The organism is Dyadobacter chenhuakuii (assembly GCF_023821985.2).
GTDB lineage: Bacteria > Bacteroidota > Bacteroidia > Cytophagales > Spirosomataceae > Dyadobacter > Dyadobacter chenhuakuii.
Genome location: NZ_CP098805.1, coordinates 5,589,962 through 5,610,855, shown reverse-complemented (window position 1 = coordinate 5,610,855; position 20,894 = coordinate 5,589,962). Strand labels below are relative to the sequence as shown.

Here is a 20,894-nt window from a genome sequence, read left to right as displayed (position 1 = left end):
CACATGAATATTATTTATACGGTTTGTAACAGAATCAACCTTGCCCATGCGCTTGCTTTGGCGGATTCGGTTCTGCTTCACCAGCCGAACCATACTTTTTACTTAGCCTGGGTCGATAATGTGCCCGTACAAGTTCCTCCGCATGTTAAATTACTGACCATTGAGCAAGCAGAAATCCCAGCCTGGGAAAGTATGAATGCCAAATATTATCATTTTGAATTACTCGCAGCCTGCCGTCCATGGTTCGCATTAGCACTGCTGCGGCTGCATAGCGAATGCAAAAACCTTATTTTCCTGGCGCCGACTGTCCTGTTGGTTAAGCCGTTCGGGGAAGTGTTAAATGACTCCTCGGAAATTCACCTGACCCCGAACATTCGGAAGCCGCTTGCGCCTTCGAAGTTGCTGGATGACAAGCGGATTTTGAACATTGGCATGTTCCATTCGGGCAGCTGGATGTTGAAAGTTGGTGAGCAAACAACGAAATTGCTTCGCTGGTGGGCCGAAAGGACCATCGACCGGGCTGAGTTCGATCTCTGCAACGGAAAGAATATGGATCAATTGTGGCTTAATTATACCTTGGTATGGATTCCTGAAACAACTCAGATTGCGCATCCGGGCTGGCATTACGGACTGCATTCGATCCTTAATCACGAGCTTCAAAACAAAAACGGAGATTATTACATTGAAGGAGAGCCGTTAATCTCCCTTGATTTTGCAGGACTAGACTATTTTGATCCCGTGTGGTCAAATCATATTGGCCTAATGTCTTCAAACAGAGCATTTCACGTGTTATTTGATAACTACAAGAAAACGCTGACCAAGTATAAGCATTCACTTCCTGCCGATCGCATGCCTGGCTTTGGCAAGCCCGCAAAAATCAGGGAGAACAGGATTTTAAGAAATAACATTGCAGCAAAATTGAAATCAATTACTGCATTCATTGACCAGTTTTAATTAACCAGCCGAACCAGGACTATATGCACTTCCTAAAAAAAATGACGCAGGACTTGCGGAGTTTTCTATCTGAACTGAAAATCAACGGCACTCAGAACACGGCTGATCAGCAGGATTATCCCAAACTCACCATCATTACGCCTTCCTACAACCAGGCCGATTATCTGGAAAGGACGATTCTGAGTGTTTTAAACCAAAATTATCCTAACCTCGAATACATTATCGTAGATGGAGGCTCCACGGATCACAGCTTAGAAGTGATCAGGAAATACGAAAAATATGTCTCCTGGTGGGTTTCTGAAAAGGACAGAGGGCAGGTGCACGCGATCAACAAAGCGCTGGAAAGAGCAACGGGAGACTACATTGGCTTCCAAAATTCGGACGATGTATATTTTCCGGACACGTTTGCTCGTTTTGGAAAAGCGGCCAAGAGCCAGGAAGACGATATCATTTATGGTGACCTGTATATGATCACCCCGGATGATGAAGTGACAGAAATCCTGAAAACAACGTCATACAGCTTTGAATGTCAGATTTTGGAAGGAATGCAGATTCATAACCAAACGCTATTTTTCAAACGGGCATTGGTAGAAAAATACGGCAAATTCGATGAATCTTACCGGTTTGCCTTCGACTATGAATTTATCACGCGTTACACATACCAGAAATCGACAAAAGTGCGGAAAGTGGAAGGCTTAGGCGGGGCATTGCGCGTGCACCCTGATGCAAAGTCATCTACGATCGCATCTGTCGGAAAAGAGGAACACGCCAAAATTCAGAAATTGTACATTTCAACGAACGGTTCAGCAGCTCTCAACAAAATAAGGTATCTTTGGTGCCGAGTTCGTAAAATTCTCTATTTCGCGGTGCGATTAGATTTACAATATATCCGTTTCAGATTTTCCAGATGAATTGGAGTCTACTAAACATAGCCACAAACTTTAATAATCTCAGATATTCCGTTGGCATCGCGATGATGTTCAACGGTTTTCCGCTGATATTTTTTATCCGCGATACACTGGGAATCGGGCCGGCAAGTAGCGTTTTCACCGCCATTTTCTTTTCATTGGCGCTCACGATGATGGTGCCTATGCACCTATTCAAAAGACTTTACAAGCCAAATGTGATATTGTTCAATCTCGGTCTTGGCTTCCTGCTGCTTACATTATATTATTTCTTTTTTATTAATAAACAGGGGAAAGCGGTTGCGGATATTGGTAACTACGTGTTCATTTTCGGCTTTCTCGTTCTGCTGCTGCACGTTCCCAATGATGTCAAGGAAACGTTGGTGATGATCCTGTTTCTGATGTCATTATTTACCAATATAACCCTTGTCTACTCCATTTTGACGGACCCCAACTGGACGCCGGGAATGCGTGCTGCGGTAAATTTCGCCAATGAAGGAGCGCAACCCGGTGGGAATCCGCACATTACAGCCCGAAATGGCATCATTTGCATGTTAACCGGGATGGTCATGCTGAACCGGACACCGGGGATCATTACGAAATTATTTCTATTCTTTTCGGTCCTGTTTGGCCTTGGTGTTATTGTTATTTCACTCGCCAAATCCAGCTATCTGGCTGTCGGGCTGATGATAGGCGCTTATTTTGTTTTGCATTTCAAGATTTCCAATGTGTTTACTGCTATAGGAAGTGCCTTTAAACTGCGGAATATGGCCTTCATCATTTTGATATTGATCGGGCTCAGGTATTTTTTAATCCGCTACGGCAACATTCTGGATATGCTCCTGGGTTATTGGGACATGTTCCAAAATAGGATTATGGACGTAATTTTTACTTCAACCGGGGTCCGGATTACGGATACAGCTGATACGGATGCTTCCGCAATGGGGCGCGTAGGCGGTTTTGCTGAGTTTACAGAGACATTCTTTTCCTGGGATGTTTTCCTCGGCCGGGGCTTTAAATCGGATTACCTGGATATTCCGCTTCTTGAATCCTGGGTTAGTCATGGGATTTTCGGGTTTGTATTTTTCGCAGGATTCAATTTCTTCCTGTTCATTTACGCCATGCGCGAAATCAAGAGATATACCAATCCGCTAACAACATTCCTGGCCTATTTCTTTCTGTCTTTAATGGTGCTGCTGTTCACCGGCGGGAGGCCTTTCGACATTGCATTCTGGTTTCCTTACCTGGTCATGATCCGTTTTTTGGGAATCAAATATCTCGACAGTATTTCCAGAAGGCCGGTTGCAGCCCAACTTACAACGGTTACCAGCTAATTCCCTTTTTTACAATAAATCGTCATGCTGCTTTTTCATAGCCATGTAACGAGAAACCCTGCTCATGAGAGACCGCGTTGAACAATTAGATGGATTAAGAGGCATTTTTTCTATTCTCGTAATCGCACACCATCATAATGCGTTCAAGGAATCGGTTTTTTACAACAACTTTTTTGTCATCAATTCCAGCCTTTTTGTAGACTTTTTCTTTGTATTAAGCGGTTTCGTGATTGCGATGAATTACGTGAACAGGATCAGCAATGCCAGAGACTTTGGCACATTCCTGAAAAAGCGATTTATAAGGCTCTTCCCGCTGCTGTTTTATACAGAAATCATTTTTATAATCGCGAGTCTGATCGGCGAAAACAGCCCAATGAAAAATGTGGGCGAACTTGGCTTGCGCTATTACGCTTATACGGCCTTTGACACCCTTACTTTCATGGGTTCCGCACCTGTTTTCGGCTCCTGGGTCAGCAATAATTATCCCGCCTGGTCCATATCGTCTGAAATGATCTCCTATGCGGTCTTTGGGCTGGTTATTCTGTTGTTACCAAAAATAAAATACATCTCCTTTGCCGTAATCGCCTTGCTTTCGGGCCTTTTTATTATTTCAAAAGGTGAATATTTGCTGGCTTACGACTATGGCTTTGTCCGGGGATTGCTGTGTTTTTCGCTGGGCATCTTTACAAATCTGTTGCTTAGTAAGCGAACATTCAGCCTGTCTGCGTTCGAAATCCCCTTCCTGATCTTCCTTATTGCTGCCATGTATTTGGTACATCACTGGGAGCTGAATTTATGGAAGCTTGTTTTTCCTTTCATATTCGCAGTCGGGATCATTATTTTCGCGAGCTCCAAAGGCGTTGTTACGCAAGTGCTTAAAAGTGAGCCATTTCAGTATTTGGGTAAAATATCCTATTCCATTTATCTCAACCACGCCATTGTACTAATTCTCGTGAATGTGGTTCTTTTTCGGGCACTGAAATCGCCCGTTAATGAGGGCATGATCGCCATTTCACTAGTGACCTCTATTTCCCTGACGATCCTTTATTCTCACTTTACATATGAATTTATCGAGAAAAGGGCTGGGAAACTTTTGAAGAAAATCCTGGAATGAAAATTGATGACGGCAGGTAAACCTTTCATGCTATTGAATGGTTATTCTAACAAACCAAAGCAGAAATCATGGCCACATTTTCAGAACTTATCCAAGGTAACAAGCCTGTATTAGTCGATTTTTCAGCCGAATGGTGCGGACCTTGTAAAATGATGAAGCCGATTTTAGAAAAGGTGAAATCAGAACTCGGCGATTCCGCAACGATCATTAAAGTGGACGTTGATAAGAACAAATCAGCCGCTAATGCTTACAAAATCCAGGGCGTTCCTACATTGATCGTTTTCAAACATGGCAAACCCATGTGGAGACAATCGGGCGTTGTTCAGGCAGACCAGCTGAAATCCATTATCCAGAAATACATTTAGTTATTAACCCAACTCCGCAAGATTTTGAGAGGCAGTAATTTAGAAGTCATTGAAAACAAAGATTTCAGCATTGAAGAATTAACTGAAACCAGTTATGAACAAGTCAAATTCCTCAACTGCACATTCTCCGATCTTTCAGGCATAGACTTTATTGATTGCGTTTTTCAGGATTGCAATATGAGCAATGCAGGCGTTAAAAACTGCAAAATCTCTGACATTGAATTTATTAACTGCAAGTTGTTGGGAATCAATTTTTCAGAATCCAAAGATTTTGCCTTTGCAGCTAAATTTGAAAGCTGCATCCTGGATTATGCGATTTTTGAACAAAAGAAATTGAACAAATCCGCGTTCAGCAATTGCAAAATCCACGGTGCAGATTTCACGCAAGCTGACCTTTCAAAATCAAAATTCCATAATTGCGACTTCTGGGACGCTGTTTTTGCCAACACCAATCTGGCAGGCGTCGACTTTTCGAGCAGCAAGAATTTTACAATTGACCCAACCAGCAACAACATTCGCAAAGCCAAGTTCCTTTCCTCCGATCTGGCTGGCTTGCTTACCAAATTTGACATTATTATTAAGTAGCATTTTGACCGCCTGAGCATTTTTTGTTTCTTGACGGCTCAAAATGACCCTTAACATTATGTCACTTCAACTGTTTGCCGAAACCGTTTACACCGGCCAGGAAATTCTAAGAAACCAGCTTATACAAGTCCTCGACGGCCAGATTGCCGGCATGGAATACGCAGAACCAGACCCGACCGTCACACGCGTCGCCAACCTGGCACCCGGCCTTTTCGACAGTCACATTAACGGCGGGGAAAAATTCTATTTCACCGAACGCGCTGACGAAGAGACGATTGACGACATTTACCAAGCCAGCGTCAAAACCGGAACGGCCTATGTCCTGCCAACGCTCATCACATCGCCTCAGGATAATATTTTAAAAGGAATTGAAGCCACCAGAAATTACATCGCTAGAAACCCGAATTCCGGCGTTTTGGGCATGCATTTGGAAGGCCCGTTCCTGAATCCAATCAAACGCGGCGCGCATTTGGCAGGCTATGTTCGCAAACCTACCGACGCTGATTTACAGGAGATTATCACCCACGGAAAGGACATTATCAAGCTCATCACGATCGCGCCTGAAATGTTCACGACAGATCAGATCCAAATGTTGCTTGAATCCGGCATAACCGTTTCTGCGGGCCATTCCAATGCCACTTATGACGAAGCTACGGCTGCATTTAACCAGGGGATTCAGTTGGTAACACATTTATACAATGCGATGTCAGCATTCGGTCACCGGGCACCTGGCTTGGTAGGCGCCACATTTGACAACGAGAATGTATACGCCCCATTAATCATCGATGGCGTGCATTGCGATTTCGGCGCGGCGAGTGTAGCGTATAAGATCAAGAAAGACAAGCTGTTCCTGATTTCGGACGCATTGTTTCTGGGAGAAAAAGTGACCGAATTCAAGTGGGGTGAATTTGATGCCTATTTGAAAGATGGTCGCTATACAAATTCGGACGGTAACCTGGCAGGAGCCACCATTTCACTGCCGGATGCAGTCCGTAATGCAGTGAATGTGATTGGAATCCCCTTGCAGGAAGCAATTGAAATGGCCACAATCAGGCCAGCGCGTGCATTGGGATTGGAAAAGCAGATTGGCAGCATTGCCATCGGTTACCCCGCAACATTCACAACATTTGACAACAACCTCGAAAATTTCTCGGTTTTGAAAATGTAATGTTACAAAACCAGCATGCCACCGGCGCGAAGCTGCGTCCAGGTCATGGAAATCATAAATTCCTCGAAGCTGCCCAGTCCGGCGGCTTCGAAATCATTTCTCAATCGCTCCAATGGGTAAGCTTCGGCATTGGAAGACAGCAGCTTAGGCATCATTTCCACCAGCCACTCTCCTATCGCCACATCAGTCTCAACGGCCCATTCTTTTTTCTTATTATAGAAAACCAATTCAGCGATCTCGTAGACCTTTTTGCCTTTTTTCTCCTCAAAAACAGACATTTCAGGCAGGCTTCCCAGCCAGGTAACTACGGCATTGGGCCTGGTTCCCAGGTCAGGCAGCTCACTAATGCTTTTTTCAATGTAATTGGGCGGAATGGAAGTAGGCGGCACTTTGAAATCGAACCACCGGGAATGTGGAAAATCGAGGCAGACGCCGTGCATATAATTGAACAGCGATTTCCGCAAACCCTCGCCAAATAAATCGTGGTTCGCGCCCGAAGGATCATCGTGTTCCAGGTCATTATTCGCGAAATCACCAACATTCGGCCCGATCCGCATCACATCAAATTCCTCCGGGTGCAGTCCCACAGGACTATGCGCCGTCATCGCAAACCGATGCCAAAAGCCTGATTGCACGATGCCCGCCTGAAACAACTGCCGCACCATTTCAAGCGAATCAATTGTTTCCTGCGCCGTTTGCGTCGGAAAACCATACATTAAATATGCATGCACCATAATCCCCGCCTGCGTAAACGCATCCGCCACGCGCGCAACCTGCGCAACGGTCACGCCCTTCTTCATGCGCTCCAAAAGCCGGTCAGAAGCCACTTCAAGCCCGCCGGAAATCGCAATGCAGCCCGAAGCTTTTAACAGCAGACAAAGGTCGTGGGTAAAGTTCTTTTCAAAGCGAATGTTCGTCCACCAGACAACGGTGAGTTTCCGTCTTATAATTTCCAGGGCCAGATCCCGCAGCAATGCCGGCGGCGCGGCTTCGTCTACAAAATGAAAGCCATTTTGCTGCGTTTGCGCAATGATCTCTTCGATCCGATCGCAGAGTAAAGCGGCCGTCATGGGTTCGTAACGTCTGATGTAATCGAGTGATATGTCGCAAAACGAGCATTTGCCCCAGTAACAACCATGCGCTAATGTCAGCTTGTTCCAGCGCCCATCGCTCCAAAGCCTGTGCATGGGATTAACAATTTCAATCACCGACAAGTAATCGTGCAGAGGCAGATCGCTGTAATCCGGCGTGCCCGTATCGCGCTGCGGCACATCCTTTTCCTTCGCGCCATTATGATAAACGACCACGCCATCGACGCGCGAATAAACACGTTTCAGCTGCGAAATTTCCCTTTCACCATCCAGATATTCCAGCAGCGAAAGCAAAGGCGCTTCACCGTCATCAAGACATATAAAATCGATGTAGTTAAAAACCCGGGGTTCTTTCAATGTGCGCAGTTCCGTGTTCGGAAAGCCGCCGCCCATAACGATTTTAATGTTGGGATAATGCTTTTTTAAATATTGCCCACATTTAAAACCACCGTATAAGTTTCCCGGAAAAGGCACAGAAATGCAGACCATGTCAGGCTGGTATTTTTGTATTTTCTGTTCCAAAACATCGGTTAAGGTCCTGGACAACAGCGTATCCGGCGATTCCAACGCCGCTTCCATTTCATCAAAACTCGTTGCAGACCTCCCTAACCGCTCTGCATATCGGCTGAAACCAAAATGCGGATCAATAGCCTCCTGGATCAGATCGCCGAGATCTTCGAGATATAATGTTGCAAAATGCCGCGCCTTATCATGGATTCCCATTGTCCCAAATGCCCAATCCATATCTTCCAATTGCTGAAAACGGCCCGCTTCCGGCAAATAACTGCGGTCACAAATGCTGTGGGCTAATGTTGGGTTTTGGTTTTTGAGAAAGCGGATGACAGGATCAATGGTGGTGATATAATCATCTTTCAGCGAATAAATCCGGAAACTATTCTCCGTAAGCGCTATGTCCGAATCATCGAGCTGCGCAAAAAGCGTCTTTAACCCCTTCGAAGAAAATAACTCCAAAATCACATCAATCCCCAGATCCGCCTGATACGACTCCCTACCCAAGGTGTTCAAAAACCCTTTCAGATAAGCCGTAGCCGGATAAGGCGTATTCAACTGCGTAAATGGCGGCGTGACAAAAAGCGTTTTCTGCTGCAAGGTGACTTTTAGTTATTAAGCGGTGCAAAGGTACGACTGTAAAAGAAAAATCGCACCTTCCTGGATTAGTTGCGCATCCCTGATAGTTTCAGTAAGTTCGGCCCTCAATGGCGCAACGACTTATGGAGATTTTATCTGATGTTCTATTCCAACAATATCTTGATCAAAATAAATCGGATCTGGATCATGATTTAGAAGCCATTACCAACACGCCTTTCACAACAAGCGCATTTGATTTTTACACTTCTGTTGCCGTTATATCGTCATCCAAGATCGAAGGGGAACAACTTGAAGTGGACAGTTACGTCAAGCACAAAATCCAGCACATTGAATATTTGCCTGAGTTGACTCAAAAACCCAACGATTTATTTCGCGCCTATCAGTTTGCCAAAGAGAACAGATTGACCCGTGCCAACTTTCTCGAAAGCCACAAACTTATTTCCGAACATTTGTTGCCTGAGCAATGGCGTGGCGTTTTAAGGCAAAATAATATGCTTGTGATGGAGCATAACACTGGTAAAATTCAATTTGAAGCTGTGCATTTCGAGCAAGTGGAGGAAGAAATGGATAAGTTATGGTCTGACATTGAATTACTTGCACAAAAGACGTTGACGGTTGCTGAAACGTTTTACTATGCATCATTTATTCACATGGTTTTTGTTGCTATACATCCTTCTAATGATGGGAATGGGAGAGCAGGAAGGTTGTTGGAGAAATGGTTTTTGGCGGAAAATTTAGGAGAAACAGCGTGGTTCATTCAATCTGAAAAATATTACTATCAGCATGTTGACCAATATTATAAAAACCTGAATCGCCTCGGTGTCTTCTATGATCAGCTGGATTATGGTCAGGCAATGCCATTTCTATCCATGCTGCCTCAGGCAATCAAATTGTAATAGCCTGATTTTGTCGCCCCCCAGTAAGTTAAGTATCTCAACCATTCATATTTCACATGCGTGCCGTTTTTTCAAGCTCATTCGCCGGATTCTTCTTACTTATATTAATCAGCACCAATTCCACCCTTTTCGCCCAGAAAAGCAAAACATACCCTCCATCCCCTTTTCCTGACCGTGTTATTCTGGGCTATAAGGGTGCCCCGGCGACTTCGCAGGCTGTTAACTGGCGGACGGATTCGACGGTTGCGAAGGGAATTGCGGCGATTCATGAAGCGGATCCTTCACCGGATTTTGTGCCTAATGCAAAGATTGTGAATGCGCTGACTCAGGCAGTTAAGTTGGATGGAAAGCTCGTGCATTATCATGAGGTAAATTTTACGGATTTGAAGCCTTCTACGCAATATGTTTACCGCGTTGGCGATGGGGAGAATTGGAGTGAATGGTTTCATTTTACGACGGCTTCGGATAAAAATGAGCCGGTTTCCTTCCTTTATTTTGGAGATGCACAAACGGAAGTGCGCTCGCTATGGTCACGGGCCATTCGCGGGGCTTACTCGACATTGCCGAAAGCGGATTTCATGATCCATGCGGGCGATTTGATCAACCGATCCAATGAAGATCACGAGTGGGGCGAGTGGTTTGAGGCAGGTGGCTGGATCAATGGCATGATTCCCAACCTTTCGACGCCTGGGAATCATGAATATTTTAAAGACACAGATCATGATTTGAAAGTCTCCAAGCATTGGCGTCCGCAATTTGCCTTGCCCGAAAATGGACCGGAAGGAATGATCGAAACTGCATATTTCATTGATTATCAAAACAACAGATTCATTTTCCTCAACTCCGAAGAAGCTGATAACAGCATTCGCGCGATGAACCGGCAAGCGGAATGGTTCGAGGAAGTTGTAAAAACCAATCCAAACCGCTGGACGGTTGTGGTGCATCACCATCCCGTTTATTCCACCAAACAAGGCCGCAGTAACGACCGCTGGCGCAGGAAAATGGAGCCGCTTTATAAGAAATACAATGTCGATATCGTGCTGCAAGGGCACGATCACAGTTATGGTCGTGGCCTGAATATGCCCGTGGGCGAAAGCCGCCAGACACCGGATGGACCAATTTACGTCGTTTCCGTCAGCGGGCCGAAAATGTACGACATTGGTTTGCAGGACTGGATGGACCGCGCGGCCTCCAACACGCAATTATATCAGGTGATCACCATCGATTCGGCCAAATTAGCCTTTAAAGCATTCACTGTCAATGGTGATCTGTACGATTCATTTGAGTTGAATAAAGATGATAAGGGCAAAAATATGCTCGTGGAATTAGAAGGCACATTGCAAATGAAGGAAAGACTGGAACTGCCGGAGCGTTATATGAAGACATTCAAAGAGGCTGATCTGAAGCATTACAACGAGCGGTTCCAGGAATACAAAAAGAGAAAGGCGTTGAAGTGAGAAATTGGCATATTGATGTTTGCTAACCGAAATTTTGAAGCTATTTCCTGACAGCCCAGAAAATGGCATTCTTGAAAATAGTTTTATAAACAACACTTTCAAACAAAACCGGCGAATGTCCCATGAAGATGTAAACATTCTTCGCCTTCACTTTCGTATTAGACCAAATGACCGGATGGTCGCCCATTTTGACCTTTGAATCAGGCGAATAGGTGGATTCATCAACGCTCGCGAGCACATCCACATTAGGCCGCGGGCTTTTGTCATAAATGTACCACTCCTCTTTTTTAACCAAAAAAGATGCCGGAACGTCTTTCATAACCGGATGGTTCTTCTTCTCAATATTCACAGTTCCTGCCGCAAAATCGGCAATGTAATTTTTGTAACGAATGCCGCCCATAAATTCTGAAAACCAAGGCCATATTTTATAACCATCAAACTCACCAAGTAATGTGGCATGATGAAACCCGATCCAGCCGCCTTTTCCTTCATTGATATATTTTTCAAACGCCGCGGAAGCTTCCGGTTTCCAGGCATAAGGAACATAATCGAGTTGAATAATTAATTGATAGTTAGCAAGATAGGCCTCGTTAATAGGATCTGTTTTATCAATGTAATCAATAGTAAAATTCTCCTTGGCAGCCAATGAATCCAGCCAGATCCGCGCCCGTTTCGAATATTCAATGTGATGTCCGCCCGGCTCAGCCATGGCTAAAACCCTGAACTGCTCCTTTTTCGTTTGTGCAAAAGCTGCCGTGGATGCGACGAAAAGCAGGCACGCGATCAGATATGCGGGAAATTTCCCGGTGAACATTTTCATGATTTACAGGTGTTTAGGAATCAAAACCGTCCTTATTTCAAGACGGGCAATAAGATGCTGCTGCTGTATTGTGCGTTATGGTGAATCGTAATTTTTGATTTTTGAAAATCCGACTCACTGGCTTCAAAAATGTTCAGGAATTTCTGTGGGTTCCTGTCTACCAGCGGAAACCAGCTGCTCTGGATCTGCACCATAATGCGGTGGCCTTTTTTAAATGTGTGCGCCGTTTCGTTGAGCTTTACCGTCACTTTTTCCACTTTGTCTTTTGTAAAAGGCTCCGGTTTTGAAAAGCTGTTGCGGAATTTTCCACGAAGCACTTCTGCCCGCACCATTTGCTGGTAACCGCTCATATCCACTGCCTTATCACCCTCTTTAGCACCAGGAACCGACGTGTTGGCGGGCCATACATCAATCACTTTTACAATAAAATCCGCGTCAGAGCCAGTTGTGGAAACCATTAAATTGGCAATGATCTCGCCGGTTAATGTCACATTTGATGTCAAAGAATCTGTTTGAAAGCTAAGCACGTCCGGCCGTTTGGAGGCAAATCGCTGATCTTCGGCCATATATGCATTATTCCTGCGGCTGCCCGTCACGCTTGTGTAGGGAACCGGGTTGGCAGGATCGCTCTCATACGCCGTCTCACCTTTTTTTGCATTTGGCTTAGCTGCTGTTAGTGAACCTTTTGCATTCAAATAATAGGTCGTCGGCTCACTATTCTTCGGTGGCCAGACATCATAATTTTTCCATTGATTTGAACCCGTTTCGTAAACCGTCACCTCGGGCTGATCAGAGCTGCCTTTTCCTTTAAGATAAAAATTAAAAAACTTCGTCTCAATCTCTTCCTGGAAATATTTGTTCAAATCGCCGCCAAAATCATATTGCGCAAACGACTTCCATTGCGGCGCAGCCCAGCCGCCATGCGTCCAGGGGCCCATTACGAGGCGATTATTGTTGCCCGGCGTCTGCTTTTCGATGGCCGCATAAGTCTTCAAGGCACCATATAAATCCTCCGCATCAAACCAGCCGCCAACGACCAGCACAGCAGGTTTAATGTTTTTCAAATGCTTCTTAATGTTCCTGCTTTCCCAAAATTCGTCATAAACGGGATGTGCCACCGTTTGCCGCCAAATGCTGTTGGGATCCGAAAAATAGGCGTCTGTATTGGCTTTTTTCAAAGGACCGAAGTCGAGAAAATATTTGTAAGCATCCTTATATTCCGCATTGAAAAACGACTTATAATTTTCACCATCCGCGCTTTTTGGACCATCAAAACCGCTATAAAAACCGAAGTTATCCATCAGGAAAAATGCGCCATTGTGATAGCAGTCATCGCCGATAAACTCATCAGACATAGGCGCTTGCGGAGAAACGGCTTTCAATGCAGGGTGCGCATCGGGCAAGGCGGCAGAGGAATAAAACCCAGGGAAGGAAATGCCTGATTGACCCACCTTACCATTGTTTTTGGTGTTTTTTAAAAGCCATTCAATCGTGTCATATGTGTCGCTCGACTCGTCAACATCCTTATTGCCCGATTTCTTCTCAATGGCAGGCGTCATCTCCCGGAAGGTGCCTTCGCTTTTGTAACGGCCACGCGCATCCTGGTACACGAAAATGTATTTTTCACGCATTAAATAAACGTTCGGGCCTAGGCTGCGGCGATATTTATTCACGCCATAAGGCCGCACCGAATAAGGCGTCCGCTGCATAAGGATCGGGTAAGCCTGGGAAGAATCCCTGGGCGCATAAATAGCCGTAAAAAGCTTCACGCCATCACGCATGGTGATGTATTGCTCGGTTTTAATGTAATTTTCCCGGATCCAATTCGTATCGGGAGCCGCCTGATTTTGAGCCTGACAAATGCAGGTGGAAAGCAGCAAAATGAGCAACAGAAAACGTTTATGCATGGCTGGCTGTTAATGATGAAAATATAGTGACCAAAAATACAGAAGAAAGTGTTTGTCAAACATAAAACTTTTTACCTTCCCGTTTATTTGCATTTCCCCCGTCGATGATCCGAATTCTTAAAAAATCCCTTATGATATTATTTATTTTGCTGGCGTTGCTGGTCTTTGCCGGTTACATTTTTATGGAGCGGCCGCAGTTTGGCCGACAACCCTCCGGAGCGCGTTTGGAGCTGATCAAAAAATCCCCGAATTACAAGGATGGCAAGTTTCAAAATGAGAGTTACACGCCTGATTTGGCAGAAGGTTCCAGTTATTCCAAAGTGCTCATCAAGTTCTTTTTTGGCAAAAGCAAATACAACATTCCGGGTGCACCCATTCCTTCCCAAAAGACTGATTTACTGCATTTAGACCCAAGTGAGAACGTTTTAGTATGGTTTGGACATTCTTCCTACTTCATGCAGATCGATGGCAAAACATTCCTAGTCGACCCTGTTTTCAGCGGCAGCGCCTCCCCCGTCCATTTCACAACGCCCAGCTTTAAAGGCACCGATGTGTATGATGTTGAGGATTTCCCGAACATTGATTACCTGATGATTTCGCACGATCACTGGGACCATTTGGATTATCCGACCATATTAAAACTGAAAGCCAAGGTTAAAACCGTCATCACGGGCCTCGGCACAGGCGAACATTTCGAGCGTTGGGGTTATAAAACAAGCACGCTGATTGAAAAAGATTGGAACCAGGGCGCAGATCTGGGCGGCGGGTTCCGGGTTGACATTACGCCGGGGAGACACTTTTCAGGCCGCGGCCTGAGCCGTAACAAGGCACTTTGGGTCTCCTTTGTACTGCAAACCCCAACCATGAAAATCTTCATCGGCGGCGACTCCGGCTATGACCAGCATTTCAAAAGAATCGGCGACAAATTCGGTCCATTCGACCTCGCCATACTCGAATGCGGCCAATACAACGAAGCCTGGAAATACATCCACATGATGCCCGAAGAAACCGTAACGGCAGCCCACGAGCTGAAAGCCACCAAACTAATGCCCGTCCACTGGTCCAAATTCTCCCTCGCCCTCCACGACTGGAACGAACCCATCCAAAGAGCCACTACCGAAGCAAAAAAACAAAACATGCCGCTGGTAACGCCCATGATCGGACAGAAAGTGAATTTGAAAGGGGATAATGTCTTCACCGAATGGTGGAAACAAGCCGCGCTGCAACCGGAGGATTAACCAGCTCTGCCGCAGGGACAATATAGTTGTGAATGTTGTGGGATGTTTTGAAATTGAGTTTCTGTACGTAAACACTTGGAATTATGACACAGGAATTGGTTGATAAGGTTAGGGCTTATGTGAAGGCAAGGCGAGAGGAAATTGATAATTCTCCTGATCCCAGGCAAGCATCGATTGACCATTTAAAAGAAATTGGTTATCTGGATGAGAAAGGGGAAGTGGCAGAACAATATCGGGGTGGGTTGCCTCATATCAATAAAAAGACTAAAATGTCTGCCTAAGGTTAAAATTACTCACACACTATATTAATGCATCCATTTCACTACTGTAACGTCACAGTCTACGGCTTTCATGGCTGTAGTGCAGCTGTCAAAAGCAAAATTTTAAGCGGCTCTGCTCAATTTAATAGAAGTGCTAATCGCTATGATTGGCTAGGACCTGGGGTTTATTTCTGGGAAAATGACTTTCTGCGAGCACAGAGTTGGGCGAGAGACATGCATGGTAACAGTGCTGGTGTGATAGGAGCGAAAATCCAGCTTGGACATTGTTTTGACATCTCTAACTCTTTTGCTAAAGCTATCTTAAAAATCGCCTATGACGATCTTCAGGCAGATTTATCAGCCGCACGTCTTTCGATACTCATTAACAAACCCCATCCGTGGAATAAAGGCAATCCGGATGATAAGGTTTTAAGATATCTGGACAAGGTTGTAATAGACTATGCAATGGCGATATCCCAACAAAATCAGCCTAACAATTTATACGACACGATCCGCGCACCCTTTCAGGAAGGCTTTCCAGTCTATCCCGGCAGCGCTTTTCGCGAACATGACCACATTCATTTATGCGTTCGAAATCCTGATTTGTTGATTGATTTATTTGATCCGGAAGAGGTCGGATGAATTGTATCCTTAGTAGATCTTAAACTCTAATACACTAGCACAACTTTTACGATGAATGCCGAAAAGGAATCTGACACAACACAATTTGCTTTAATCATTGAAGGCAGTACAAGCACTCTCTGGGGACAGATAAAATATAATGGGAATTCAATTGTCGAAGAAGCTGATTCTATCGAAACTTTGGAGGCAAAGATATAGAAATTGCTATTGGATTTCCATAATCTTGACCCGGACACTTATGGTTTCAAGGTTAAATTGATTTCGAGCGTCGGCTAAATCATCGAATCAGTTTAGACATTCACAAAATGCCTGATATTCTCCCGGCTAACATTTTTTTCCGCCTGCCACAGATCGTAATTTTTTTGTAAGTTCAACCATAGCTCAGCACTTGTGTTGAACCCTTCCGAAAGCTTAACTGCCATTTCTGAACTTACCGACGCCTTTTGATTCAATATCGCTGAAAGCGTGCTTCTGCTAATCCCTAGCCCCGCAGCAATTTCAGTAATAGTAAAAGCCCTGCCCGACTCCTCGCGCAAACCTTCTATCATCCCCGCCAAAATCGCACCCGGATGAGACGGGCGCATTCCTCTCTTTAACATATGAATGCTCTTAATGATAGTCAAGATAGTTTACATCAAACACCTTTCCATCAACAAACCGAAAAATGATCCGATAGTTTCCGCTTACTCTTATTGAATAGAAGTCTTTGAATTCACCGGTTAATTTATGCAACCTGTATCCTGAAACGTTCAACTGCTCAATTGTTTCAGCCACGTCTAACAAAGATAAAATTTCCCGAATTCGTTCCACAAGATGAGGAGGCAGTTTTGACGAGTTATCTTCTTCAAATAGAAGACGTAAACCCTTATGCTGAATGCTTTCGATCATCTTAACACTGGCAAACTTTCAGACAAAATCTTGAAGTAAACAGCGCTGATGAACATTCGGGTAGTTTTGATATCATATATATAGTGTCTAGTTATTGTAAATATCGTTAATCTTTCCTCAACTCCGCAACCTCCCTCTCCAACTCGCGAATCCGATCCTCCTGCCGCAAAGCCTTCCGCTGCAATTCGATAAATTCATCTTTGGTAATCGTTATTTGATTTGAGAGTTCGGCTTGCTTTGTAAAAATCGGCTCATCACCGCCCTCGCCTAGTAATAACCAATAAGGATTTACCTCGAAGGCCTTTACAATGTCGGCGACGGCATCAGCAGTCAAATTTCCACTTCCCTTTTCAATTCTGTTATAGGTCGCCTGCGGGACATTAGCCTTTTTTGCAAATTGAACTGCGTTAATTTGCAAAACTTCCCTAAGCTTTTTTAGCCTGTCAATCACGGAAATTTATTGATTTGATTATAAGTATATTCATTTTGATAAATAATATCATCAAATTGACTATATTTGTGTAGCATTATCTGATTAGCACAATTTACACATATTATACAAATGGAAACAACTAGATTACCGATTAAGCAACGATTACTTATTCGTTTTCGTAGGGCCAAAGAGATGGCAGGTCCAAAATGGAGAGACAAGCTGGCTGAGCACAACCAGTTTTTTGATACGAGAACTGGTGAAGCTTACATGCGTTCAGTGGCTCAGGCGCTTCCCGATCCGAGACGTGGCGATGTGGACCGGATTGAGCATGTTACTTTGGCTTTGGAGGAGATTGCGGGGATTAGTAATGTTCGTATTTAGTTAATGCTCCGAATCGGGTAAAGCAAACGCCAGACAACAACAAAAAAACCGCCCTAAAATAGGACGGTTTTTGAAGTTTCTGAAAGCGCATTCCGCGCGGTTATGTGACCCATAGGGGAATCGAACCCCTGTTTCAACCGTGAAAGGGTCGTGTCCTAACCGCTAGACGAATGGGCCGACTGGTCTCCTACTTCGCGCGTTTTTTAAGCACTTTCTTTCACTTTTCGTTTCCGTTTTCCGAAATCGTGGTGCAAAGATGCACGACCGGTTTTTAAATTCCAAACTTACAAGAGAAATAAAACGAAGTTATTTTACACTGTCCTGATTTCCAGAACATTCAATCCAAAAATTTTTTTTATTCAATATCCCATGCCGTTAAATTGAGGTAACTTTCTAATTTTGGAATCCTCGTTTTCCATTTCATTTCCTTCAATATATGTTAAAACGTTTCTGCTGGTCATTGCTGCTGCTTTTTTCCCAATTCGCAGTGGCGCAAAATAAAACGCCGGACGAATTCCTGGGTTTCCCGCTCGGCTCCAAGTTCGCATTTCATCACCAGATCGTTGATTACATTAAGTTATTGCAATCGCAAAATGCGGACCGGGTGAAAATCGTCCAATATGGCAGCAGCAACGAAGGCAGGCCGCTGATGGTGGCGTTTATTTCCTCGCCGGAGAACATTGCGAATCTGGAAAAGATCCGCACAAACCATTTAAAGAGCATTAAACTCCTGGATGGCAAACCGGATGCCGCCACGCCACCGATCGTTTGGATGAGTTATAATGTGCATGGAAATGAGTCAGTTTCGGCGAATACGAGCATGAAAGTGGTTTATGAGCTGCTGAATAAACAGAATACGCTGACACAGGATTTTCTGAAAAATATGGTCGTGATGATCGATCCTTGTATTAATCCGGATGGGTATGACCGCTATTCGCAATGGTATAACCGCGTGCAGAATGCGACACCGGATGTAACGCCATTTGGGCTGGAACATGACGAGCCCTGGCCCGGCGGTCGTTTTAACCACTATTTGTTTGACCTCAACCGCGATTGGGCGTGGCAAACGCAGAAGGAAACGAAGGAACGCATTGCGCTTTACAATCAATGGATGCCGCATTTCCACGCCGATTTTCATGAAATGGGACACACCAGAAGCTACTATTTCCCTCCTGCTGCCCGTCCATTTCACAAGGACGTAACTGCCTGGCAAAGGCAGTTTAATGATTTGATCGGGGAATATTGCCGCAAATATTTTGATAAAAACAACTGGGCCTATTTCACCCGATATAATTACGATCTCTTTTACCCAAGTTATGGCGACACCTGGCCTACGGTCAATGGCGCAATTGGCGTGACTTATGAGCAAGGCGGCGGAGGAAGGGCCGGATTAGGCATTGAGCGCAAAGATGAACATGATACATTGACGCTCGCCAGCCGCATTTCCCATCATTATGCGACGAGTCTGGCCACGTTGGAAGCGGTGCTTTCACAAAAGGAACGCATTGTTTCTGAGATGATTAAGTTTCATGAAGATGCCGTAAATGCGCCTGCAGGTTCTTTCAAAACCTACATTGTGAAGGCCAAAGGAAATGAAGAGCGGATTCGTTCTTTCAGCGAATGGATGACGCGCCAGGGCTTTGTTTATGGCATTGCTGGTAAATCTGCATCCACAAAAGGCACGGAGCTGACGACATTGAGCGAGCAGCCGGTAAAAATTGAGAATAATGATTTGCTGATCAGCGCCTATCAGCCCAAATCGAACTTGCTAAGGATTCTCTTTGAGCCCAAACCGGTGCTGGAAGACTCTGTAACTTACGATGTTACGAGCTGGGGACTTGCTTATTTGTATGGTTTGAAAGCTTATGGATTGAAGGAAAAACTGGCTCCGGCAGCGTATCAGTCAAAGAAAATTGAAAATCCGATTCCGGCGACTTCACCTTATGCTTATCTGGCCCAATGGTCTGAGGTCGAGCACGCTGCGTTTCTTGCAGAGTTGCTGAAAAATGGAATTCTGGTCAAAAGCTCGAATATTCCGTTCGAGATGAATAAGTCGAATTTTGAAGCTGGAACATTGATTATCCCTAAAAAAGGAAATGAAAACCTGGCATTTGATAAACTTGTCACTTCTATTGCAAACAAACACTTTGTCAAGCTTACGCCTGTGCAAACGGGTTATGTGAGCAGCGGCGCTGATTTTGGAAGCGATTACATTGTGTCGCTTAAAGCGCCAAAGGTGGTTGCTGTGACGGGTGAAGGCATCAGTCCGACTGCTGTCGGCGCTGTGTGGCATTATTTCGAGCAGCAGATCGGTTATCCGGTGACGATGGTGAATGGTTCGCGGCTTTCCACATTGCCCTGGAATGAGATCGATGTGCTGATCCTTCCTGACGGCCGTTATAGTGACATTATCAACGACAAACAGCTGGAAGCTTTACAAAACTGGATCCGGAATGGTGGAAAACTCATTGCTATGGAGCGCGCAACGGATGTTTTTGTTGGAAAATCGGGTTTTAATCTGACCAAAAAAATGTCGGACAGAAAGAAAGATTCCGACACATTTAAAAAATACGGCGATCAGGAAAGAGAAGACGCGGGCGACACTTCGCCGGGCAGCATGTTCCAGGTGACGATGGACACGACGCATCCGCTGGCATTCGGCTGCGGAAAGGAATATTTCACCCTCGTGCGCGACGCCTATGAAATGGATTACCTGAAAGACGGCTGGAATGTGGGTTACCTCACCGAAACGGGCTACAAAGCTGGATTTGTCGGCAACAAAATGACCGGAAAGCTCAAAAACACATTGGTCATGGGCGTGCAGGACATGGGCCGCGGCCACGTGGTTTACCTCATGGACGACCCCGTTTTCCGCTCCATGCTGTATAGCGGGAAGATTCTGTTTAGCAATGCGGTGTTTAGGTAATTAGAAATAGCGAACCGCCAGTTCATAACCCCGAAGCCCCAACCCACAAATCATCCCCTTACAACGCGACGTTAAATAGCTATGGTGGCGGAAGGATTCTCTGGCGTGGATGTTGGAGATGTGGACTTCTACGGCCGGAGTGGTTACGGCGGAAAGGGCGTCGGCCAGGGCGATGGAGGTGTGTGTGTATCCGCCCGCATTGATCACTATCCCGTCAAATGTGAAGCCGACTTCGTGGATTTTGTCTATTAATGCGCCTTCGTGATTGGATTGAAAATAATGCAGTTCAATGTCCGGAAAAAGACCTTTCAGTGTTCCGAAATAATCCTCAAATGATTGGTTACCATAAACGCCGGGTTCGCGTTTGCCTAAAAGATTCAAATTAGGGCCGTTCAGGATCAGGATCTTTTTCATTCAATA

21 protein-coding genes and 1 tRNA gene are annotated in these 20,894 nt (G+C 45.0%); 14 read left to right on the top strand and 8 right to left on the bottom strand.

Going from position 1 to position 20,894, the window contains the following annotated elements:
- The first annotated feature begins 3 nt into the window (after positions 1-3).
- The 7 genes from NFI80_RS23570 (at position 4) to nagA (ending at position 6,425) form a co-directional block, all read left to right on the top strand.
- Positions 4-954 (top strand): hypothetical protein, encoded by a 951-nt coding sequence (locus NFI80_RS23570; protein WP_235164025.1) that lies wholly within the window; start codon positions 4-6, stop codon positions 952-954.
- Positions 955-977: 23 nt separating this feature from the next.
- A complete protein-coding gene (locus NFI80_RS23565; RefSeq protein ID WP_235164024.1) occupies positions 978-1,865 on the top strand; it encodes a glycosyltransferase family 2 protein in 888 nt (295 codons plus the stop codon).
- Complete coding sequence (locus tag NFI80_RS23560) at positions 1,862-3,193, top strand: hypothetical protein (protein ID WP_233797188.1); 1,332 nt, start codon at positions 1,862-1,864, stop codon at positions 3,191-3,193. The genes NFI80_RS23565 and NFI80_RS23560 overlap by 4 nt, the downstream gene beginning before the upstream one ends.
- A 64-nt stretch (positions 3,194-3,257) precedes the next feature.
- Positions 3,258-4,307, top strand: coding sequence for an acyltransferase family protein (locus NFI80_RS23555; RefSeq protein ID WP_235164023.1), 1,050 nt, complete (start codon positions 3,258-3,260; stop codon positions 4,305-4,307).
- Positions 4,308-4,375: 68 nt separating this feature from the next.
- The gene (gene trxA / locus NFI80_RS23550) at positions 4,376-4,672 is read left to right on the top strand and encodes a thioredoxin (RefSeq protein WP_026628332.1); all 297 of its coding nucleotides are present in this window, start codon (positions 4,376-4,378) and stop codon (positions 4,670-4,672) included.
- Between the two features lie 24 nt (positions 4,673-4,696).
- Positions 4,697-5,257, top strand: a complete 561-nt coding sequence (locus NFI80_RS23545) for a pentapeptide repeat-containing protein (protein WP_233797190.1) — start codon at positions 4,697-4,699, stop codon at positions 5,255-5,257.
- 58 nt (positions 5,258-5,315) lie between these two features.
- Positions 5,316-6,425, top strand: coding sequence for an N-acetylglucosamine-6-phosphate deacetylase (gene nagA / locus NFI80_RS23540; protein ID WP_235164022.1), 1,110 nt, complete (start codon positions 5,316-5,318; stop codon positions 6,423-6,425).
- Between the two features lie 2 nt (positions 6,426-6,427).
- Here the strand turns inward: nagA and NFI80_RS23535 are convergent, their stop codons facing one another.
- The gene (locus NFI80_RS23535; RefSeq protein ID WP_235164021.1) at positions 6,428-8,626 is read right to left on the bottom strand and encodes a B12-binding domain-containing radical SAM protein; all 2,199 of its coding nucleotides are present in this window, start codon (positions 8,624-8,626) and stop codon (positions 6,428-6,430) included.
- Between the two features lie 122 nt (positions 8,627-8,748).
- On the opposite strand from NFI80_RS23535, the gene NFI80_RS23530 reads away from it, so the two are divergent.
- Together NFI80_RS23530 and NFI80_RS23525 are read left to right on the top strand one after the other, a co-directional pair.
- The gene (locus NFI80_RS23530; RefSeq protein WP_235164020.1) at positions 8,749-9,522 is read left to right on the top strand and encodes a Fic family protein; all 774 of its coding nucleotides are present in this window, start codon (positions 8,749-8,751) and stop codon (positions 9,520-9,522) included.
- Between the two features lie 56 nt (positions 9,523-9,578).
- The gene (locus tag NFI80_RS23525; protein WP_235164019.1) at positions 9,579-10,979 is read left to right on the top strand and encodes a purple acid phosphatase family protein; all 1,401 of its coding nucleotides are present in this window, start codon (positions 9,579-9,581) and stop codon (positions 10,977-10,979) included.
- Positions 10,980-11,019: 40 nt separating this feature from the next.
- Here NFI80_RS23525 and NFI80_RS23520 read toward each other — a convergent pair whose 3' ends face one another.
- Together NFI80_RS23520 and NFI80_RS23515 are read right to left on the bottom strand one after the other, a co-directional pair.
- Positions 11,020-11,799, bottom strand: coding sequence for a ThuA domain-containing protein (locus NFI80_RS23520; protein WP_235164018.1), 780 nt, complete (start codon positions 11,797-11,799; stop codon positions 11,020-11,022).
- Positions 11,800-11,831: 32 nt separating this feature from the next.
- Entirely contained in the window at positions 11,832-13,706 is a 1,875-nt protein-coding gene (locus NFI80_RS23515) for a CocE/NonD family hydrolase (RefSeq protein ID WP_235164017.1), read from the bottom strand.
- A gap of 131 nt (positions 13,707-13,837) precedes the next feature.
- Between NFI80_RS23515 and NFI80_RS23510 the strand changes: the two genes are divergently transcribed.
- The 3 genes from NFI80_RS23510 to NFI80_RS23500 all read left to right on the top strand — a co-directional run bounded on the left by NFI80_RS23510 (position 13,838) and on the right by NFI80_RS23500 (position 15,846).
- Positions 13,838-14,944 carry an MBL fold metallo-hydrolase gene (locus NFI80_RS23510; protein ID WP_235164016.1) on the top strand — a complete coding sequence of 369 codons (1,107 nt, stop codon included), beginning with the start codon at positions 13,838-13,840 and terminating at the stop codon, positions 14,942-14,944.
- An 83-nt stretch (positions 14,945-15,027) separates the two neighbouring features.
- Positions 15,028-15,225 carry a hypothetical protein gene (locus NFI80_RS23505; RefSeq protein ID WP_235164015.1) on the top strand — a complete coding sequence of 66 codons (198 nt, stop codon included), beginning with the start codon at positions 15,028-15,030 and terminating at the stop codon, positions 15,223-15,225.
- A 27-nt stretch (positions 15,226-15,252) separates the two neighbouring features.
- Positions 15,253-15,846: a hypothetical protein gene (locus NFI80_RS23500; protein WP_235164014.1), complete on the top strand. Its 594-nt coding sequence runs from the start codon at positions 15,253-15,255 to the stop codon at positions 15,844-15,846.
- Positions 15,847-16,136: 290 nt separating this feature from the next.
- On the opposite strand, the gene NFI80_RS23495 is transcribed toward NFI80_RS23500, so the two are convergent.
- The 3 genes from NFI80_RS23495 to NFI80_RS23485 form a co-directional block, all read right to left on the bottom strand.
- Positions 16,137-16,445 (bottom strand): HigA family addiction module antitoxin, encoded by a 309-nt coding sequence (locus NFI80_RS23495; RefSeq protein ID WP_235164013.1) that lies wholly within the window; start codon positions 16,443-16,445, stop codon positions 16,137-16,139.
- A 10-nt stretch (positions 16,446-16,455) separates the two neighbouring features.
- Complete coding sequence (locus tag NFI80_RS23490; RefSeq protein ID WP_235164012.1) at positions 16,456-16,734, bottom strand: type II toxin-antitoxin system RelE/ParE family toxin; 279 nt, start codon at positions 16,732-16,734, stop codon at positions 16,456-16,458.
- 106 nt (positions 16,735-16,840) lie between these two features.
- Positions 16,841-17,185: a helix-turn-helix domain-containing protein gene (locus NFI80_RS23485; RefSeq protein ID WP_235164011.1), complete on the bottom strand. Its 345-nt coding sequence runs from the start codon at positions 17,183-17,185 to the stop codon at positions 16,841-16,843.
- Between the two features lie 111 nt (positions 17,186-17,296).
- On the opposite strand from NFI80_RS23485, the gene NFI80_RS23480 reads away from it, so the two are divergent.
- Entirely contained in the window at positions 17,297-17,548 is a 252-nt protein-coding gene (locus NFI80_RS23480) for a hypothetical protein (RefSeq protein WP_235164010.1), read from the top strand.
- Between the two features lie 105 nt (positions 17,549-17,653).
- Here NFI80_RS23480 and NFI80_RS23475 read toward each other — a convergent pair.
- Positions 17,654-17,725, bottom strand: a tRNA-Glu gene (locus tag NFI80_RS23475).
- Positions 17,726-17,984: 259 nt separating this feature from the next.
- Between NFI80_RS23475 and NFI80_RS23470 the strand changes: the two genes are divergently transcribed.
- Positions 17,985-20,474: a M14 family zinc carboxypeptidase gene (locus NFI80_RS23470; protein WP_235164009.1), complete on the top strand. Its 2,490-nt coding sequence runs from the start codon at positions 17,985-17,987 to the stop codon at positions 20,472-20,474.
- On the opposite strand, the gene aroQ is transcribed toward NFI80_RS23470, so the two are convergent.
- Positions 20,475-20,888 carry a type II 3-dehydroquinate dehydratase gene (gene aroQ / locus NFI80_RS23465; protein ID WP_235164008.1) on the bottom strand — a complete coding sequence of 138 codons (414 nt, stop codon included), beginning with the start codon at positions 20,886-20,888 and terminating at the stop codon, positions 20,475-20,477.
- Positions 20,889-20,894 lie beyond the last annotated feature (6 nt).

Excerpts from the sequence above, each read along its gene's own strand:
- NFI80_RS23565 (WP_235164024.1), top strand. The coding sequence starts at position 978 with ATGCACTTCCTAAAAAAAATGACGCAGGACTTGCGGAGTTTTCTATCT.
- NFI80_RS23470 (WP_235164009.1), top strand. The coding sequence starts at position 17,985 with ATGTTAAAACGTTTCTGCTGGTCATTGCTGCTGCTTTTTTCCCAATTC.
- NFI80_RS23500 (WP_235164014.1), top strand. The coding sequence starts at position 15,253 with ATGCATCCATTTCACTACTGTAACGTCACAGTCTACGGCTTTCATGGC.
- NFI80_RS23560 (WP_233797188.1), top strand. The coding sequence starts at position 1,862 with ATGAATTGGAGTCTACTAAACATAGCCACAAACTTTAATAATCTCAGA.
- NFI80_RS23480 (WP_235164010.1), top strand. The coding sequence starts at position 17,297 with ATGGAAACAACTAGATTACCGATTAAGCAACGATTACTTATTCGTTTT.
- aroQ (WP_235164008.1), bottom strand. The coding sequence starts at position 20,888 with ATGAAAAAGATCCTGATCCTGAACGGCCCTAATTTGAATCTTTTAGGC.
- NFI80_RS23520 (WP_235164018.1), bottom strand. The coding sequence starts at position 11,799 with ATGAAAATGTTCACCGGGAAATTTCCCGCATATCTGATCGCGTGCCTG.
- NFI80_RS23490 (WP_235164012.1), bottom strand. The coding sequence starts at position 16,734 with ATGATCGAAAGCATTCAGCATAAGGGTTTACGTCTTCTATTTGAAGAA.
- trxA (WP_026628332.1), top strand. The coding sequence starts at position 4,376 with ATGGCCACATTTTCAGAACTTATCCAAGGTAACAAGCCTGTATTAGTC.
- NFI80_RS23495 (WP_235164013.1), bottom strand. The coding sequence starts at position 16,445 with ATGTTAAAGAGAGGAATGCGCCCGTCTCATCCGGGTGCGATTTTGGCG.
- NFI80_RS23570 (WP_235164025.1), top strand. The coding sequence starts at position 4 with ATGAATATTATTTATACGGTTTGTAACAGAATCAACCTTGCCCATGCG.
- NFI80_RS23515 (WP_235164017.1), bottom strand. The coding sequence starts at position 13,706 with ATGCATAAACGTTTTCTGTTGCTCATTTTGCTGCTTTCCACCTGCATT.
- NFI80_RS23505 (WP_235164015.1), top strand. The coding sequence starts at position 15,028 with ATGACACAGGAATTGGTTGATAAGGTTAGGGCTTATGTGAAGGCAAGG.
- NFI80_RS23510 (WP_235164016.1), top strand. The coding sequence starts at position 13,838 with ATGATATTATTTATTTTGCTGGCGTTGCTGGTCTTTGCCGGTTACATT.
- NFI80_RS23525 (WP_235164019.1), top strand. The coding sequence starts at position 9,579 with ATGCGTGCCGTTTTTTCAAGCTCATTCGCCGGATTCTTCTTACTTATA.
- NFI80_RS23555 (WP_235164023.1), top strand. The coding sequence starts at position 3,258 with ATGAGAGACCGCGTTGAACAATTAGATGGATTAAGAGGCATTTTTTCT.
- NFI80_RS23530 (WP_235164020.1), top strand. The coding sequence starts at position 8,749 with ATGGAGATTTTATCTGATGTTCTATTCCAACAATATCTTGATCAAAAT.
- nagA (WP_235164022.1), top strand. The coding sequence starts at position 5,316 with ATGTCACTTCAACTGTTTGCCGAAACCGTTTACACCGGCCAGGAAATT.